This window comes from Pedobacter sp. CG_S7 (assembly GCF_040544395.1).
Classification (GTDB): domain Bacteria; phylum Bacteroidota; class Bacteroidia; order Sphingobacteriales; family Sphingobacteriaceae; genus Pedobacter.
Map to the genome: position 1 here is coordinate 40,793 of NZ_JBEONS010000004.1, position 16,693 is coordinate 57,485.

Sequence of the window (16,693 nt, forward strand, 5' to 3'; positions counted from 1 at the left end):
TGGCCTACCTTTATTTATAGGGATAAAATTTCCACTAATTTTAACCATGCAGGTCCTACCTCTTCAATATTGATGTGCTTAGTGGCTTGGTCAAAAGGAGTAAATGCAATCTCTAGATTTATTTGGCCCACCATTTCGCCAGAATGGCCATTTAGCAGCCCCTCGACCGCAGAAACACCTAAACGACTGGCTAAAACCCTGTCCATGCAACTTGGACTGCCCCCTCTTTGGATATGGCCTAATACAGAAACGCGGATGTCATATCCCGGAAATTTATCTTTTAAGATCTCCCCAATGTTAAAGACACCACCACCAACTTCATCGCCCTCTGCAACAATTATAATTTTCGATGCTTTATCTTTACGCCCATGCTCCAACCTGGTAATCAAGTCTTCCATGCCTTTTTCCGCTTCAGGTATCAATATAGCTTCGGCACCTACACCAATTCCACTTCGAAGAGCAATCAAACCCGAATCGCGACCCATTACTTCCACAATAAACAAGCGGTTATGCGATTCTGCGGTATCCCTGATTTTATCGACAGCATTGATTACCGTGTTAATAGCGGTATCATAACCAATGGTAAAATCTGTACCGGCAAGATCATTATCAATCGTTCCAGGTAACCCGATAATCGGAAAATTATACTCTTTAATAAAAACATTGGCACCTGTAAAAGTACCATCACCACCAATAACGACCAGCGCATCAATATTATTGGCAATAAGTTGATCATAGGCCTTTTTTCTTCCTTCTGGCGTACGAAAGCTTTCGCTGCGGGCAGTTTTTAAAATAGTACCACCGCGCTGAATAATATTTGCTACAGATTTACGATCCATATCAATAAAATCGCCCATTACAAGTCCTTCGAATCCTCTTAAGATACCAGTAACTTTTAAATCATAATAAATTCCAGCCCTCACCACAGCCCTTATCGCTGCATTCATTCCTGGAGCATCGCCTCCTGAAGTTAAAACTCCTATATTTTTAATTTTATTCATTTATTTTGCTTTAAAAATAGCTAACCCACTTTGCAAATAAGCAGCGTAGGCTTTAGCATCAAATATAGCACCTTGTGGGGATACTAATGGTTTTAAATCTTGTCCGGCCATAACATAAAATGGTTGGGAGTTACTTTTGTACTGTGTGGCCTGAAAATCACCATTCCACCTGCCCAAATCATTGGTATTTGTACGCAACACTTCAGAGTAATGTACCTTATCTGCAGGCATTTTCACGCTGCGTTCATCAACATAAAGCTGTATCAGCACAAATTCTTCTTTTATTAACCTACCTACTTCTGCATCTACCCAAACTTTGTCTTCCATTTTACGGCAATTAACACATGCATGTCCGGTAAAGTCAATCAGCACTGGCTTATTCATCTTTTTAGCATAAGCCATCCCTTCATCCAATTCAAAAAATGATTGGAAGCCATGGGGCGGATGCAATACGTCATCGTATTTTACTTTAGCTGGAAAATCGCTAGAACTAGTGGATCCGCTACTTTGGCTGCTACCTCCGAGTATAAAATCCTGGGTATTTAATGGTGGGGCAATACCACTTAAAATATTTACTGGTGCCCCCCATAATCCCGGTACTAAATACAATCCAAAGGCTAACGACAATATGGCGAAAAACAATCGTGGTACTGAAACGTAAGGGACGTCACTATCATGAGAAAACTTAATTTTCCCTAAAATATAGAAGCCCATTAAGATAAATATGACGATCCATAACACGAGGAATATTTCTCGGTCAAACCACTCCCAATGCCAGACTAAATCTGCCGCAGAGAGAAATTTCAAGGCTAATGCCAATTCTAAAAAGCCCAAACAAACTTTAAGGCTGTTTAGCCAACCACCTGATTTAGGCATGCTGTTTAAAAAGCCGGGGAAAATGGCTGATAAGGTGAAGGGTAATGCTAGCGCAAGAGCAAAGCCAAACATTCCGATTGCAGGCCCTAGAATTTCTCCCTTTGAGCTAGCCTGTACTAATAACGTTCCTATAATCGGTCCTGTACATGAAAAGGAGACTAGTGCCAACGAGGCAGCCATAAAGAAAATACCACCAAGACCTTTACTGTCGTCTGCTTTCTGATCAATTTTATTGACCAGCGAACTAGGCAAGGTAATTTCAAAAGCCCCAAAAAAGGAGATGGCGAAAACGACCAGCAAAATAAAGAAGGCAAAGTTAAAATAGCCACTACTACTTAATTCATTAAGCTTTGCTGAACCAAACAACACTGTAATCAGCAAGCCAAAGGCCACATAAATAATGATAATGGAAATTCCGTAAATTATAGCTTGCCAAATTCCTTTTTTCCTGCTACCCGCTCTTTTTGTGAAATAACTGATCGTTAATGGCACCATAGGGAAGATACAGGGCATCAAGAAAGCAATAAACCCACCTACCAATCCCTGCATAAAGGTTTGCCAAAGCGTTTTTTCTATAGCTATACCTAAAGTATTTGGTATATTTTCAGAATCGGCTTGCAACGTTTCTTTTGTAAGGCTAGTTTTTTGAACCGTATCTTTTTCAATCTTGTTGGCGGCACTATCGGCAGCAGAGCCTATTTCTGTAAACTCAATATCTTCCGCAACAATAGTCGAATCTTGATTTTGCTGGAAAGCAAAGCCTTTAACTGAATTTAAAGTGAAAAGGCAAAGAAGAACGCCTAAAATGAGTATAAACCTGCGCATAGTTTTTATTAAGGTGGTAAAACTAGCGATAATTATTTGGGAACAAAACAAGCGCAGCCGATTTGGCTGCGCTTGTTACATTCAAATATAAAATATGTGAATGAGATTACTTGACTTGCACCATAAAATCAACTTCTGTTGGGGGCAAACATTTAGTCTCATCACAAACCATGTATTCTAACTTACCTTTTACGGTTGCTGTTGGCTTTAAGAGTTTTACCTTTTGTTGGAAGATAACTTGTTTTTCAAAATAACCCACGTTCATATTGAAAACTTTTTCAAATTTACTTGAAGCTTTTGGCTCTATTGTTTTCCCAACTTTTACGTAATCTTTAGACGGCGCAAAGGTAAAACTGGTTTTAATTGGCCCCCCAGGCTTTAATTCTTGCGAATATATATGCCAGCCATCTTCAATAGTAGCTTTTAAATAAATGATAGCTTCTGTTTTGCTAATTTTCTTTTGTCCATACGACCAGGTCACAGGATTCTCAATCTGTGCAAAAACACCTGCGCCAGAGAAAAATAAAATAGCTAAAATTAATGTTAATTTTTTCATGAGTATATAATTTGTTTTTTCAAAGGTGATGAAGCTATCGCGAACTTCTATTTCAAATAATAAATTCTACTTCCTTAAAATTATAAGCTTTTTCTACTCCTTTACTATTGATCACCAATAAACCTTGTTCAGTTACCGCTGTGATCATACCTTCAATTATCCGGCCATTGTACCGGTATTTACTCGTCTTCTCGAATTGAAAAAGCTTTTGTTGGTACTCAACTTGCAGTAAAAAGTAATTATTCCCTCTTAATTTTAAGTATTGAGACTCTATATGACTACAAATAACTGCTAATAGCGCTGTCAAATCAACATTTTTATGTAAAATTTGTGATAGAGAAATAGCTCGATAATTTAAATCACCTGAAAATTCAACCTGATTAACATTTAAACCTATGCCGATAATTCCGGATTTATAGGTTTGGCCGCTCAACAGGTTTTCTATCAGTATACCACCCAGTTTTAACTTCTGGTAATAGATATCGTTAGGCCATTTAATTTTAACCTCGTCACCAAGAAACTCGCTCAAAGCATTATTTAAGGCCACACTAATCGCCATGTTAAGTAAAAATTGCTGCTGCACGGGCAAAAATTTCGGCTTCAAATAGAGGCTAAAAGTTAGGTTTTTCCCGGGTTCAGACTGCCATAAATTATGTTGTTGGCCTCTCCCAGCAAATTGATTATCTGCCATAATTACAGTCCCTTCGGGTAATGGCTCGGATTTTGACAACAATAATTTTAAATAATTATTAGTAGAATCAACCTCAGCTAATTTGATAAGATTTTGACCAACAAATAGTGTTGAAAAAGTGTTATTTTGCAAGTGTTGATTTATATTTGTTGATTATCAAAACTAAAAAATTTAATGGTAAATAAGAAAATAGGAAACCTCTCAACATACTTATCTGAAATAGCTGTATACGGTATACAGGAAAAAAAAGGTAATGATATTGTGCGTTTGGATTTAAGAGACCTTAATAGTGCTGCTTCAGATTATTTTATTATCTGTAATGCAGATTCTACTACCCAGGTAAAAGCAATAGCAGATAGTGTAGAAGATGAAATTTACAAGAAAACACAATCCAATCCATGGCGTAAAGAAGGTCAGGAAAATGCGGAGTGGATTATTCTTGATTATTTTGACGTTGTAGTTCATATTTTTAAGACCGAGAAAAGAAATTTCTATGGAATTGAAGACTTGTGGGGCGATGCCCAGTCCACTTCTTATCAAAGCGCTTAATTTTTATATAACATTTTGAATCAATGATAAAAGATAAAGAAAATACAAAACAGAAGTTGATTAAGAGGATACCCAATATTCCAAAGAAGCCCCAAAAAGGTGGAAAATTCAATATCTTCTGGGTTTATGCCGCAATTATTTTGGGATTGATCTTACTTCAATTCCTTTTTAATGCCGACACCAGTAAGCCTGTGCCCTATAAAACTTTTGAAACAGAAATGCTTTTAACAGGTGATGTAGAGAAAATTATTGCTTATAAATATGAAGACTTAGTTAGGGCTGATGTCTTTATTAAAAAAGATAAGGTAAAGGATCCTAAATATGATCCTTATCGTACCAAAAGCAATTTTGGTGCTGCCGATGGCCCTACTGTTTATTTTACTGCAGGCTCTATGGACGGGCTGGATACACAGCTTAAGGAATCACAAAAAGATATCCCAGAAGGTACACGTGTTTTAGCTGTTAAAGAAACCAGACAAAGTACTTTTAACTCCTGGTTCTTTACTATTATAGTTCCAATACTATTGTTTGCTGGTTTCTGGATTTTCATTATGCGCCGCATGAGTGGTGGTGCAGGTGGTGGTGGTGGACAGATTTTCAATATTGGTAAATCTAAAGCGACTTTATTTGATAAAGAAAGCCAGGTAAATGTTACTTTTAATGATGTTGCCGGTCTTGAAGAGGCTAAACTGGAGATAATGGAAATCGTAGATTTCCTTAAAAACCCTAAAAAATACACCAATCTTGGGGGTAAAATTCCTAAAGGAGCACTTTTAGTGGGTTCACCAGGAACGGGTAAAACTTTACTTGCTAAAGCTGTTGCCGGAGAAGCACAGGTGCCATTCTTCTCTCTTTCAGGTTCTGACTTTGTGGAGATGTTTGTTGGTGTTGGTGCTTCAAGAGTCCGTGATTTATTCAAGCAGGCTAAAGATAAAGCACCATGTATCATCTTTATTGATGAGGTTGACGCCATTGGTCGTGCTCGTGGTAAAAACAGCATGATGGGCGGAAATGATGAAAGGGAAAACACTTTAAACCAATTGCTAGTAGAAATGGATGGGTTTGGTACAGATTCAGGTATCATTATCCTGGCCGCTACAAACCGTCCGGATGTATTAGATTCGGCACTATTAAGACCTGGAAGGTTTGACCGCCAGATCTCTATCGATAAGCCAGATTTAGTTGGTCGGGAGCAAATTTTTAAAGTCCACTTACAGCCTATTAAAACCGCTGAAGCCGTTGATCCTAAAAAACTTTCTGCGCAAACCCCAGGTTTTGCAGGTGCTGAAATTGCCAATGTTTGTAATGAAGCAGCTTTAATTGCTGCAAGACGCAATAAAACTTCAGTCGACATGCAGGATTTTCAGGATGCAATAGATCGTGTTATTGGAGGTTTAGAAAAGAAAAATAAAATCATTTCTCCTGAAGAGAAGAAAATTGTTGCCTACCATGAAGCTGGTCATGCTATTGCCGGATGGTATCTAGAGCATGCTGATCCTTTAGTTAAGGTATCTATTGTACCTCGTGGCGTTGCTGCCCTTGGTTACGCACAATATTTGCCTAAGGAACAGTTTTTATATACCACTGAGCAGCTAACAGATGGCATGTGTATGACTCTTGGTGGTCGTGTTGCTGAAGAAATTGTTTTTGGTAAAATATCTACAGGTGCTCAAAATGACCTTGAACGGATTACCAAATTAGCTTATGCTATGGTAACTATTTACGGAATGAACGCTGTAGTTGGTAACGTTTCTTTTAATGATCCGCAAAATGAATACAATTTCAACAAGCCTTATTCAGATAAAACAGCTGAATTAATTGATCAGGAAGTTCGAAAAATAATTACTGATGCTTATGAAGCAACTAAGAAATTGCTTGTTGATAACCGGGAAGGTTTAGAAAAATTGGCTAAGAAATTATTGGAAAAAGAAATCTTATTCCAGGCTGATCTAGAAGAGATTTTAGGTAAACGCCCATTTGATAACCGCACTACTTATGATGAATTTGTGAACGGTACGGGTGACCAAACTGCTGCAGCTGAAGGTTTAGTTCATGATGGTGTTGAGGAAACTACAGACCCATCAGAAATTAAAACCATTTCACCAACAGCGACTAATTAATTATGGTAAGCTGCCGTTCTAACGAACGGCAGCAAATCTAATTCCTATGCAAGAAAACATTTCTTCAAAAGAGTTGATACTAAAGAAGATCCGGAAGGCCCTTTTAGAAAAAAGAGACAACCCATATCCTAATTTAGAAGATACGGCACTTTATAAAAATAACGAGGAAATCCTTGAAATACAATTTGCCGAACAGCTAAGCGCTGTTTCTGGCAATTTTATTTTTTGTGAGAATGGAATGGATTTTATTGAAAATATCCTGGAACTTGCAGAAAAATACAACTGGCGGAAAATATATTGCTGGGAACCTGAATTGCAAGCACTATTGAGTAATTATGAATTCCCTTTTTATAAGACCGATAAGGACTTTGAAATGGCTGAAGTTGGCATAACACTCTGCGAAGCCTTAATTGCCCGTAACGGCTCTGTAATGGTCTCCAATCATGGGGCAGCTGGTAGAAGATTAAGCATCTATCCTCATCATCATCTTGTTATTGCACGTACCGGACAATTAGTGCCAGATTTGAAAGAGGCTTTTGCCTTGATCAAAAAAAAATATAGTAATCAACTCCCCTCAATGATCAGTACCATTACCGGGCCCAGCCGGACGGCAGACATCGAAAAAACACTTGTTTTGGGTGCTCATGGTCCTAAAGAATTATTCGTTTTTCTAGTTGACGATTTTAGTTAATTTTGTTCTTTGATTAAATATTCTTAATTTTATACTGTATACCAAAATAGTATCTAGTACAAAATGGACAATAAAAAGCATCTATACTCTGTAATCGTTGGTACCGGGAGTTTTATTCCTGAAAACAAAATAGCCGGCGACGCCTTTTTAAACGCTACGTTTTACGAAAACGGCCTTAAATTGGAAAAGGAAAATGCAGAAATTATTACAAAATTCACTGAAATTACTGAAATTAAAGAAAGAAGGTATGTTGACCCATTACACATCAACAGCACTATTGGTTCTTTCGCGGCACAAAATGCAATTGATGATGCCGGAATAGACAAGGAAACCTTAGATCACATCATTTTTTGTCATAATTTTGGCGATGTAAAATTGGATAGCAACAGGATGGACATGCTTCCCGCTCTTGCTGCAAAAGTTAAACAAGAGCTTAACATCACTAATCCTGATTGTGTGGCATATGACATCATTTTTGGTTGTCCCGGTTGGATACAAGGCTCTATACAGGCCGATTATCTTATTAAAAGCGGAGATGCTAAACGCGTACTGGTTATTGGATCGGAAACATTATCCAGAATTATTGACCCGCACGACAGAGACAGTATGATCTTTTCTGATGGAGCGGGTGCTGTGATTTATGAAGCAAGGGAATCTGAACAACCTATAGGAATTCTATCCCATAAAACACAATCTTTTGCTGCAGATTATGGCTCGCTGCTGGTGATGGGAAAAAGTAATAACCCCGATGCTTGTCAAACCAATACCTACCTTAAAATGAACGGCAGGAAACTGTACGAATTTGCAGTAATTAATGTTCCTCAAGTAGTTAAAAAGGCACTTGATAAAGCTGGGTTGAGTATTGAAGACATAAAAACGGTTTTTATTCATCAGGCAAATGGCAAAATGGATAATGCCATTATGAAACGCCTCTTCAAGCTTTATAATATTGACAAAGTTCCGGAAAAACTCGTACCAATGACCATTTCCTGGTTAGGAAATAGTTCTGTAGCTACCATACCCACACTTTTGGATTTAGTTAGAAAAGGAGAAATAGCTGATTATAAAATTAAAGAAGGTGAATATGCTGTATTTACCTCCGTTGGCGCAGGCATGCATATCAATGCGTTCGTATATAAATTTTAAGAAACGATTAAAATCTCTCTTTAAACAATAAGATTTTTATAGAAAAAAACGGCATGGTATTGCTACCAGGCCGTTTTTTTCTATAAAAATCTTATTGTTGTTCCGCTAACTCTTGAGTTAAAGCCTCATCAACTAAAATTCTTCCACAGTGCTCACACACAATGATTTTTTTACGCTGACGAATATCTAACTGACGTTGAGGAGGAATCTGGTTGAAACAACCTGAACAAGAATCCCTGTCAATGGTTACAACAGCAAGGCCGTTATTCGCATTTTTTCTTAACCTGTTATAAGCAATCAGCAAACGCTCATCAATGAGTGTTTCTGCCTTATCAGATTTTTTGGTTAAGTTTAACTCTTCTTTTTCCGTTTCAGAAGTAATCGTTTGTAATTCCCCATTTTTAATATCCAGGTCTTTTTTTCTGGATACTTGATCAGCCAAAGCTTTTTCATAGACTTCAGTTTTCTGAGCAATTTCAAATCCATGTTCACGGATTTTTTTCTCGCAAACCTGGATTTCCAATGTTTGGATTTCAACCTCTTTTGTTAAAGCATCGTATTCACGATTATTTTTAACATCCTTTAGCTGGGTTTCATACTTTTTGATCAGGTTCTGAGACTCTTTGATCATGTTTTTACGCGTTACAATTGCATCTTCAATCTCATCAAGTTCGCTTTTAAATTTCTGAATGCGGGTTTCCAATCCTGCAACTTCGTCCTCTAAATCAGCTACTTCCATAGGGAGTTCACCACGGATCTGACGTATTTTATCGATTTTTGTATGAAGTGTTTGTAATTCGTATAAAGCTTTAAGCTTTTGCTCTACAGTTTGTTCCATTAAAAGAAATAATTTATGGGGTTTGTATTATGCTCCGTTAAACGGATTGCAAAGTTAGGGAATTTTTCTTGAATAATTTCCACTAACAAATTTGAGGTAAATTGTTCACTTTCAAAGTGTCCGATATCTGCAATCATCAATTTTTTATCTGCGTCAAAGAATTCATGGTATTTAAAATCTCCTGTAATAAAGACATCAGCATTTGCAGCAAGTGCATCAGGGAGTAAAAAGCTACCAGAGCCACCGCAAACGGCAACTCTTCTGATTTTTTTGGGCAGAGGTTGGGTATGCCTAATCACAGAGGCATTCATTTTATCCCTTAAATAAATCAAAAATTCTTCTGTTTCCATGCCCTGGTCCAGCCAACCAACCATTCCAGCACCAACGTTATGTAACTTATTATTTAAGGAATAAATATCATAGGCCACTTCCTCATAAGGGTGGTTTTCTAATAAAGCAACTATGATTTTACGCTCATCCTGAGCCAGAAAAATAGTCTCAATCCTAACTTCCAACTCTTGGTGATGTATTCCTTTTTCCCCAACAAAAGGATTGGTATTGGCACTCCCTTTAAAAGTACCATAACCTTCCGTATTAAAGCTACACTCACTGTAATCAGAAACTTGCCCGGCACCAGCATTAAAAAGAGCACCTCGTACCTGTAAAGCCTGTTCATTAGGGCAAAAGGTAATAAGCTTTTTTAATAAACCCGTTTTAGGCCGAAGTACTCTGGGGTTTTTTAGATTTAATCTTTTACAAATCTCGCCGCTTACGCCATTATGTACATGATCAAGGTTGGTATGGATAGCATAAAGAGCAATATTATTTTTTATGGCTTTTATGACTACTCTTTCAATATAATTTGAGCCATTTAATCTTTTTAATCCTTTAAAGACTATTGGATGATGGGTAACAATAACATTGCAACCATGCAGAATAGCCTCCTCCACAATTTCTTCTGTACAATCTAGCGCTACTAAAACACCTGCAATCTCCAGATCACCCTCGCCAACAATCAGCCCGGAGTTATCGTAGTCCTCCTGATAATTTAAAGGGGCATAGCTTTCCAGAAATTTAGTTAACAGCGATAATTTCATAAAGGTAAATTTACATTAAATTTCCCATTTTAATCATTTGTAAACTTTCAAATACCATTCTTTGATTGTACTCAAAAGCCAGGTTCTTGTAATTAACCAAATCTATGATGGTTCCAATGAAACATAAACCTGCGGTAAAAAAATACAAAATCCCCATACCGATTTGGTTAAGGAGAAACCTAGGTAAACCAGGTATAAAAAATCCCAGGATACAATATAAAACCATATCATCTGGATTTCTTCGTTTACTGCTATAAAACATTAAAAAACCCCTTAATTGTGGTTCACTAAATCCGGTAGTTGCAGATTGCAAGTACGAAAATTCCCGGGGCGTGATACCCGGCAGCATCATAAATGGTGAATTAAACATAATTGTTATCCTTTCTCTCTAAATTAACTTTATTGCTGGTATTAAATTGCACCCTGATCAAAAGACAAATCCGGTACAACAAGATTAGCAATGCAGGAATACCAAACCAATGCAGCTGAAAACTTGTACTAAAGTTTCCGTGTAACAATGCTGTAATGGATCTTCCTATACCGCAACCAGGACACCAGCTAAAGCCAAGGTTCGCCAACGGACACACCGAAAAATGATGTTTTATAGGCTGATCTGGCAATTTATTACTGGCGAGAATTACTAAGGCTGTGATCCAAAAGATCAGTTCTATTGGTAATTGATGCCGCATTTTCATCTTGTACTTTAATTTTAGATGGAAATCTTAACCCTTTGTTACAGGATAGCAATTCTTAAATCTTACATTTGTATTGTGAACATCCGCGACCTGATTAACAGATATAAAACAGATGAGCGCATTGTCGCATTGGCAAAGGCCCTCAACGGAGCAAAAGGTAACAAAATCCAATTAAAAGGATTAGTAGGCTCTGCCGATGCTACAGTTGCAGCAGCCACTTATTTGTTATTACATAAACCACAGCTTTTTATTTTACCCGATCGGGAAGAAGCTGCCTATTTTTTGTCTGATTTAGAAAATATCTTAGAAAAAGAAGTCCTCTTTTTTCCTTCATCGTTCAGGAAACCATTTGACTTCACACAAATTGACACAGCTAATGTGCTGGGAAGGGCAGAAGTACTCAATGAACTCAACCATCATTCTGAATTTGGAAAAATAGTGGTTACTTACCCCGAAGCTTTGGCAGAAAAGGTAATCGACAGAGCTATTTTAGAAAAAAATACTCTTGAAATAAGTATCAATACAAAGTTAGGTATCGATTTTATCAATGAATTCCTGATTGATTATGATTTTTCTAGGACAGATTTCGTTTACGAACCGGGTCAGTTTTCAATTCGTGGTGGCATTGTAGATATTTTTTCTTTCTCTCATGATCTTCCATATCGGATTGAATTTTTCGGCGATATTGTAGAGAGTATCAGGACTTTTGAAATTGAGACGCAACTTTCAGTTGAAGATGTTAAAAGTTTGATGATCATTCCAAATGTACAATCAAAATACCTTACTGAAAACAACATCAGTTTATTAGATTACATTGAAAAAGATACGCAACTTTGGATCAAAGATGCCGCATTTACCCTTGATATTGTAAAAAGCGGTTATAAAAAAGCGGTTGAACTTTGGAAAGCGCTACCTGTAAAAGAGAAAAATGAAAATCAGGATTGGATAGACCCAAAATATGGCTTTACAGATGAAAAGATGATTGGTGACATGTTTCATGATTTCTATCTTGTAGAATTTGGAAAGCAGTACTTTTATAAAACCGAATTTGTTTTCGACTTCGAAACCAAGCCTCAGCCATCATTCAATAAAGATTTTAATCTCTTGATTCATAATCTTAAGGAAAATGAAAAACAGGGTATTCATAACTTTATTTTTAGTGGTGCGCCGAAGCAAACAGAAAGACTCTTTGCCATTTTAGATGACATTGATAAAACCGCTAAATTTACCCCGGTTAACCTTGCTTTAAGAGAAGGTTTTATTGATTCACAACAACATCTTGCCTTTTATACAGACCATCAAATTTTTGATCGGTTCTATAAATATAAACTTAAAAGAGGCTACCAGCGTAGTCAGTCAATTACCTTAAAAGAACTCCGTGATTTAAAACCAGGAGATTTTGTAACTCACATTGACCACGGTATTGGTAAATATGCCGGATTGGAAAAGGTTGAGGTTAATGGAAAAACCCAGGAAATGATTCGTTTGGTTTATGCCGACAATGACCTGCTCTACGTTAATATCAACTCTTTAAACAGGATAGCCAAATACAGTGGTAAAGATGCTTCAGCACCCAAACTCAACAAATTAGGCACTGAAGCATGGGATAAACTCAAAAAAACAACTAAAAAAAAAGTTAAAGACATTGCCAGAGACCTGATTAAACTTTATGCTTTAAGGAAGTCGCAGGTAGGTACAGCATTTGCGCCAGATGGCTATATGGAAACCGAATTAGAAGCCTCCTTCATTTATGAAGATACTCCTGATCAGGAAAAAGCGACAAATGACATTAAAAAGGACATGGAGGCACCTTATCCTATGGATCGTTTAATTTGTGGTGATGTAGGTTTCGGTAAAACGGAAATAGCAATCAGAGCAGCTTTTAAAGCGGTTGCCAATGGCAAACAAGCGGCTATTTTAGTGCCAACAACCATTTTGGCCACACAGCATTTTAAAACTTTCTCTCAGCGACTAAAAGAGTTCCCGGTAACTGTAGATTACATTAACCGTTTTAAGACTAATAAACAAATTAAAGAGACGTTGGCAAAACTAGTTGACGGTAAAGTGGATATCGTTATTGGTACCCATCGTTTATTGAGTAAAGACGTAAAGTTCAAAGATCTGGGCATCATGATCATTGATGAAGAACAGAAGTTTGGCGTTACCTCCAAAGAGAAATTAAGGGCTTTAAGGGTTAATGTAGATACGCTAACCCTCACAGCTACCCCAATTCCAAGAACGTTACATTTCTCTTTAATGGGAGCAAGAGACCTTTCCATTATTAATACCCCACCTCCAAACCGACAGGCAGTAAATACGGAACTGCATGTTTTCAATGATAAATTGATTCAAGAAGCCGTACAATTTGAGCTAGACCGCGGTGGACAAGTATTTTTTATCCATAACCGGGTAAATGATTTGCCTCAACTGGGAGGTTTAATTAAAAAGCTGGTCCCAAAAGCACGTATCGGTATTGCACACGGACAACTTGATGGCGATGCACTGGAAGACGTAATGCTTGATTTTATCAATGGCGAAAAAGATGTGCTGGTAGCTACTACCATTATTGAGGCCGGTTTAGATATTCCTAACGCAAATACTATCCTTATTAACCACGCTCATATGTTCGGTTTGAGTGACCTACACCAAATGCGAGGTAGGGTTGGCCGATCCAACAAAAAGGCATTTTGCTATTTATTGAGTCCTCCATTGGCAACATTAACTTCTGAAGCCCGCAAAAGACTCAGTGCAATTGAAGAGTTTTCAGACCTTGGGAGCGGCTTTAACATTGCAATGAGAGATCTTGATATCCGAGGCAGTGGAAACCTATTGGGAGCAGAGCAAAGTGGCTTTATAGCAGAAATTGGATTTGAGATGTATCATAAGATACTTGATGAAGCTATTCAAGAACTGAAAGAAGATGAATTTAAGGGTCTTTTTAAAGATGAACCTCAACGTCCTTTTGTGCATTTTACACAAATAGACACCGATTTAGAGCTGTATATACCTGATGATTATGTTACGAATATCACAGAAAGGTATAATCTTTACACAGCCCTGTCTAAATTAGATAATGAAGCGCAGTTGAATGCTTTTGAATCCTCATTGAAAGACCGCTTCGGACCAGTACCAAAACCCGTTAAAACGATGCTAAACGTATTACGTTTACAATGGGTGGCCAAACAACTGGGTTTTGAAAAATTGAGCTTTAAGAAAGGGGTAGTGAGAGGTTATTTCATTTCTGATAAGCAGAGTGCTTTTTTTGATTCTACGATGTTCAATAAAATATTGCATTTTGCACAAATGCATCCTAGAATATGTAATTTAAAAGAAGTAAAAAATTCTTTAAGAATTGCCTTTGAAAATTTAAATAATGTAGATGAGGCTGTTGATATGCTCAATATGGTCGTAAAATAATACTGAAACAGCATTAAAACCTTAAACAATGAATCCTCAAATACTAAAAGACCTGGTCAGCATGCGCATGCCATTTGGAAAACACAAGGGTTGGATGATGTGCGACCTGCCAGAAACCTACCTGGTGTGGTTCCACAGCAAAGGCTTTCCTCCAGGTAAACTTGGAGAACTTTTGGGTACACTTTATGAAATTAAGCTTAATGGTCTTGAATACTTATTAAAGCCTCTAAGGGCAGGAAAATAAAACTTAATTAAGCACTAAATATAAATAAGTAAAGACAATAGGTGCGGCGATAAGTAAACCATCAAAACGATCCAGGATGCCACCATGTCCCGGCAATATATTACCAGAATCTTTCACATTAAGATTACGTTTCAACATTGACTCTACCAAGTCACCCAGGGTTCCAAAAGTGACCACTAATACGGCCATTCCTATCCAAACAGCTAAGCTAATTTCCTTAAAAAACAAAGAAATAATAAAAGCAACAAGCACGCTGGTAAACACACCTCCAAAGAAACCTTCCCAGGATTTTTTAGGAGAGTGGCGTTCAAACAACTTGGTCTTGCCAAGTTTTCTGCCAAATAAATATGCACCCGTATCACTAGCCCATAACATTAATAAAAAAGCAAGAGGTAAATGAAAATTATAGCCTTCATCTGAGAAAACAAAACCCAGGGAATAGAAGAAACAAAATGGTATGGTGACATAAATAAACCCCGCAAAGGTGTAAGAGATGTCCCCAAAAGGGGACGCTTCTTTTTTGTAAAGCTCTGAAATAAAGACAGAAAAGATAAGCGGAATCAATAAAAGTAAATAGCGGGTTTCAAATGTTAAAAAAAAATAGGAAGCCAATACCAAAAATATCACAGCGCTGGTAACCACACCAATACCTACCTGAGGTTTATATCCAGCCGTTTTAATCAGCTTATAAAACTCTGTTAATGCCACCAGGCTCAGTAGGAGGTAAAAAAAAGTAAAAGTATAAGCACCAAAGAAGATAGAAGCTAACATCACCAGCGTAAAAAAGAAGGCTGTAATTGCACGAGTCTTCATTATAATTCGTTTTCTAAAATATAAGCCTTAGCCTTTTCTAAGTCCTCCGGACGTACCATTACCGTCAATACTCCAAAACTCCGGTAAGAAGAATCCTGCTTGTTTAATACGACTGCAGGAATTTCATTTTCAATCAAACCTTGTTTAATAACTTCTGCTGTAAAAGCATTCTCCGTAGTATATACTTTAATCCAATTGTTTTCCATAACTTGCTTTTTGCTTAAATTTCCTTAATAATATAAAAGATAACAGCAGACTTATTACATAGCCATACCATTGAAAATGAAACGTCTGTTCTGCTTCGCTCAGAGGCAAATGTTTTATTTGTAAATACCAGGCCATACAAACAGCAAAGGCATTATTCAAAAAATGAGCTAACATGGCATACCATAAGCTGCCACTCCAAAAATAAATATAGCCAAATACAGCACCTAACAATAAACGGGGCATAAAACCATAGAACTGCATGTGTATAGCACTAAAAATAAATGCAGAAAGCCAAATAGCTGTGTGAGGATTATCAAACATGCGGTTAAAAGACCGATGTACACCACCCCTAAACATCAATTCTTCTGCTACAGCCGGCAATAATGCAATCATAAAAAGATTGACCAGAAAGTCCCCAACACCGTTTACAGTTAACAGAACAATAGTCATCCGCATGGCATCAGCCTCTTTTGCTTTCATCCAAAGCTCTAAGGAATTTAAGAATGATGGAAAGTGCATTTTCTGATTCCACAAAGCCGTCCATTCCATAAAAGGCATAGAAATAATCATAAGCAGAAATACCATTCCAAGTAAAGTTGCCTGTGGTTTTTTAAAACCATAAAAAACTTTAATCTTCTTATGTTCGGTTATAGCTAATAGGATCGGTGGAACTAAAAATAAACCTATAGTAGATAATATTTGTACAAATTTTAAACCATTCAAATATTTTGTGTTCCCATTAATTAATGCAGCCTGATCTACCAAAAATCCATCACCATAGTAGACATAAAGAATTCCCATTCCCAAAATGGAAAAGAAAATAATGCCCGCTAAAGCATAAGAGCAAAGGATAAGTAATTGTATATAAGCACTTTTTTCATGCTTTTCTTGGTATAAAAAATTCATTATTGTTATTATTTGTACATT

Annotated in this window: 17 protein-coding genes; 6 read left to right on the forward strand and 11 right to left on the reverse strand. The window is 37.1% G+C overall.

Going from position 1 to position 16,693, the window contains the following annotated elements:
• Positions 1 to 14 precede the first annotated feature (14 nt).
• From pfkA to AAKU52_RS03970, 4 genes are all read right to left on the reverse strand, one after another.
• On the reverse strand, positions 15 to 1,001 hold the full coding sequence (gene pfkA / locus AAKU52_RS03955; protein ID WP_354330459.1) for a 6-phosphofructokinase: 987 nt from the start codon (positions 999 to 1,001) through the stop codon (positions 15 to 17).
• Positions 1,002 to 2,702: a protein-disulfide reductase DsbD family protein gene (locus AAKU52_RS03960; protein WP_354330461.1), complete on the reverse strand. Its 1,701-nt coding sequence runs from the start codon at positions 2,700 to 2,702 to the stop codon at positions 1,002 to 1,004. It lies immediately after the preceding gene.
• Between the two features lie 106 nt (positions 2,703 to 2,808).
• Entirely contained in the window at positions 2,809 to 3,258 is a 450-nt protein-coding gene (locus AAKU52_RS03965; protein ID WP_354330463.1) for a protein-disulfide reductase DsbD domain-containing protein, read from the reverse strand.
• A gap of 52 nt (positions 3,259 to 3,310) precedes the next feature.
• Entirely contained in the window at positions 3,311 to 4,081 is a 771-nt protein-coding gene (locus tag AAKU52_RS03970; RefSeq protein WP_354330465.1) for a biotin--[acetyl-CoA-carboxylase] ligase, read from the reverse strand.
• Between the two features lie 42 nt (positions 4,082 to 4,123).
• Between AAKU52_RS03970 and rsfS the strand changes: the two genes are divergently transcribed.
• From rsfS to AAKU52_RS03990, 4 genes are all read left to right on the forward strand, one after another.
• On the forward strand, positions 4,124 to 4,498 hold the full coding sequence (rsfS, locus tag AAKU52_RS03975) for a ribosome silencing factor (protein WP_354330467.1): 375 nt from the start codon (positions 4,124 to 4,126) through the stop codon (positions 4,496 to 4,498).
• 23 nt (positions 4,499 to 4,521) lie between these two features.
• A complete protein-coding gene (gene ftsH, locus AAKU52_RS03980; RefSeq protein ID WP_354330469.1) occupies positions 4,522 to 6,618 on the forward strand; it encodes an ATP-dependent zinc metalloprotease FtsH in 2,097 nt (698 codons plus the stop codon).
• A 46-nt stretch (positions 6,619 to 6,664) separates the two neighbouring features.
• Complete coding sequence (locus AAKU52_RS03985) at positions 6,665 to 7,309, forward strand: LutC/YkgG family protein (protein ID WP_354330471.1); 645 nt, start codon at positions 6,665 to 6,667, stop codon at positions 7,307 to 7,309.
• A gap of 63 nt (positions 7,310 to 7,372) precedes the next feature.
• Entirely contained in the window at positions 7,373 to 8,455 is a 1,083-nt protein-coding gene (locus AAKU52_RS03990) for a 3-oxoacyl-ACP synthase III family protein (RefSeq protein ID WP_354330473.1), read from the forward strand.
• A 91-nt stretch (positions 8,456 to 8,546) separates the two neighbouring features.
• Here the strand turns inward: AAKU52_RS03990 and AAKU52_RS03995 are convergent, their stop codons facing one another.
• The 4 genes from AAKU52_RS03995 to AAKU52_RS04010 are packed head-to-tail and all read right to left on the reverse strand — an operon-like array spanning position 8,547 to position 11,085.
• Positions 8,547 to 9,293 carry a zinc ribbon domain-containing protein gene (locus AAKU52_RS03995; RefSeq protein ID WP_354330476.1) on the reverse strand — a complete coding sequence of 249 codons (747 nt, stop codon included), beginning with the start codon at positions 9,291 to 9,293 and terminating at the stop codon, positions 8,547 to 8,549.
• Positions 9,293 to 10,390, reverse strand: coding sequence for a Nif3-like dinuclear metal center hexameric protein (locus AAKU52_RS04000; protein ID WP_354330478.1), 1,098 nt, complete (start codon positions 10,388 to 10,390; stop codon positions 9,293 to 9,295). The genes AAKU52_RS03995 and AAKU52_RS04000 overlap by 1 nt, the downstream gene beginning before the upstream one ends.
• A gap of 10 nt (positions 10,391 to 10,400) precedes the next feature.
• Complete coding sequence (locus AAKU52_RS04005; protein WP_354330480.1) at positions 10,401 to 10,760, reverse strand: TM2 domain-containing protein; 360 nt, start codon at positions 10,758 to 10,760, stop codon at positions 10,401 to 10,403.
• Positions 10,753 to 11,085, reverse strand: a complete 333-nt coding sequence (locus AAKU52_RS04010; RefSeq protein ID WP_354330482.1) for a DUF2752 domain-containing protein — start codon at positions 11,083 to 11,085, stop codon at positions 10,753 to 10,755. Before AAKU52_RS04010 ends, AAKU52_RS04005 begins: the two co-directional genes overlap by 8 nt.
• Before the next feature lie 75 nt (positions 11,086 to 11,160).
• On the opposite strand from AAKU52_RS04010, the gene mfd reads away from it, so the two are divergent.
• Both mfd and AAKU52_RS04020 read left to right on the forward strand, forming a co-directional pair.
• Positions 11,161 to 14,502, forward strand: coding sequence for a transcription-repair coupling factor (gene mfd / locus AAKU52_RS04015; RefSeq protein ID WP_354330732.1), 3,342 nt, complete (start codon positions 11,161 to 11,163; stop codon positions 14,500 to 14,502).
• A gap of 28 nt (positions 14,503 to 14,530) precedes the next feature.
• Positions 14,531 to 14,746: a DUF3820 family protein gene (locus AAKU52_RS04020; protein WP_354330484.1), complete on the forward strand. Its 216-nt coding sequence runs from the start codon at positions 14,531 to 14,533 to the stop codon at positions 14,744 to 14,746.
• Positions 14,747 to 14,749: 3 nt separating this feature from the next.
• On the opposite strand, the gene AAKU52_RS04025 is transcribed toward AAKU52_RS04020, so the two are convergent.
• Genes AAKU52_RS04025 through AAKU52_RS04035 form a run of 3 tightly spaced genes read right to left on the reverse strand, consistent with a single transcriptional unit; the run spans position 14,750 to position 16,672 of the window.
• Complete coding sequence (locus tag AAKU52_RS04025) at positions 14,750 to 15,559, reverse strand: phosphatidate cytidylyltransferase (RefSeq protein ID WP_354330487.1); 810 nt, start codon at positions 15,557 to 15,559, stop codon at positions 14,750 to 14,752.
• Positions 15,559 to 15,765, reverse strand: a complete 207-nt coding sequence (locus tag AAKU52_RS04030) for a putative signal transducing protein (RefSeq protein ID WP_354330489.1) — start codon at positions 15,763 to 15,765, stop codon at positions 15,559 to 15,561. Before AAKU52_RS04030 ends, AAKU52_RS04025 begins: the two co-directional genes overlap by 1 nt.
• On the reverse strand, positions 15,746 to 16,672 hold the full coding sequence (locus AAKU52_RS04035; protein WP_354330491.1) for a CPBP family intramembrane glutamic endopeptidase: 927 nt from the start codon (positions 16,670 to 16,672) through the stop codon (positions 15,746 to 15,748). Before AAKU52_RS04035 ends, AAKU52_RS04030 begins: the two co-directional genes overlap by 20 nt.
• Positions 16,673 to 16,693: the final 21 nt, after the last annotated feature.

Bases quoted from the DNA above. Each gene is read 5' to 3' on its own strand.
- pfkA (WP_354330459.1), bottom strand. From the start codon at position 1,001: ATGAATAAAATTAAAAATATAGGAGTTTTAACTTCAGGAGGCGATGCT.
- AAKU52_RS03960 (WP_354330461.1), bottom strand. From the start codon at position 2,702: ATGCGCAGGTTTATACTCATTTTAGGCGTTCTTCTTTGCCTTTTCACT.
- AAKU52_RS03965 (WP_354330463.1), bottom strand. From the start codon at position 3,258: ATGAAAAAATTAACATTAATTTTAGCTATTTTATTTTTCTCTGGCGCA.
- rsfS (WP_354330467.1), top strand. From the start codon at position 4,124: ATGGTAAATAAGAAAATAGGAAACCTCTCAACATACTTATCTGAAATA.
- ftsH (WP_354330469.1), top strand. From the start codon at position 4,522: ATGATAAAAGATAAAGAAAATACAAAACAGAAGTTGATTAAGAGGATA.
- AAKU52_RS03985 (WP_354330471.1), top strand. From the start codon at position 6,665: ATGCAAGAAAACATTTCTTCAAAAGAGTTGATACTAAAGAAGATCCGG.
- AAKU52_RS03990 (WP_354330473.1), top strand. From the start codon at position 7,373: ATGGACAATAAAAAGCATCTATACTCTGTAATCGTTGGTACCGGGAGT.
- AAKU52_RS03995 (WP_354330476.1), bottom strand. From the start codon at position 9,293: ATGGAACAAACTGTAGAGCAAAAGCTTAAAGCTTTATACGAATTACAA.
- AAKU52_RS04000 (WP_354330478.1), bottom strand. From the start codon at position 10,390: ATGAAATTATCGCTGTTAACTAAATTTCTGGAAAGCTATGCCCCTTTA.
- AAKU52_RS04005 (WP_354330480.1), bottom strand. From the start codon at position 10,760: ATGTTTAATTCACCATTTATGATGCTGCCGGGTATCACGCCCCGGGAA.
- AAKU52_RS04010 (WP_354330482.1), bottom strand. From the start codon at position 11,085: ATGAAAATGCGGCATCAATTACCAATAGAACTGATCTTTTGGATCACA.
- AAKU52_RS04020 (WP_354330484.1), top strand. From the start codon at position 14,531: ATGAATCCTCAAATACTAAAAGACCTGGTCAGCATGCGCATGCCATTT.
- AAKU52_RS04025 (WP_354330487.1), bottom strand. From the start codon at position 15,559: ATGAAGACTCGTGCAATTACAGCCTTCTTTTTTACGCTGGTGATGTTA.
- AAKU52_RS04030 (WP_354330489.1), bottom strand. From the start codon at position 15,765: ATGGAAAACAATTGGATTAAAGTATATACTACGGAGAATGCTTTTACA.
- AAKU52_RS04035 (WP_354330491.1), bottom strand. From the start codon at position 16,672: ATGAATTTTTTATACCAAGAAAAGCATGAAAAAAGTGCTTATATACAA.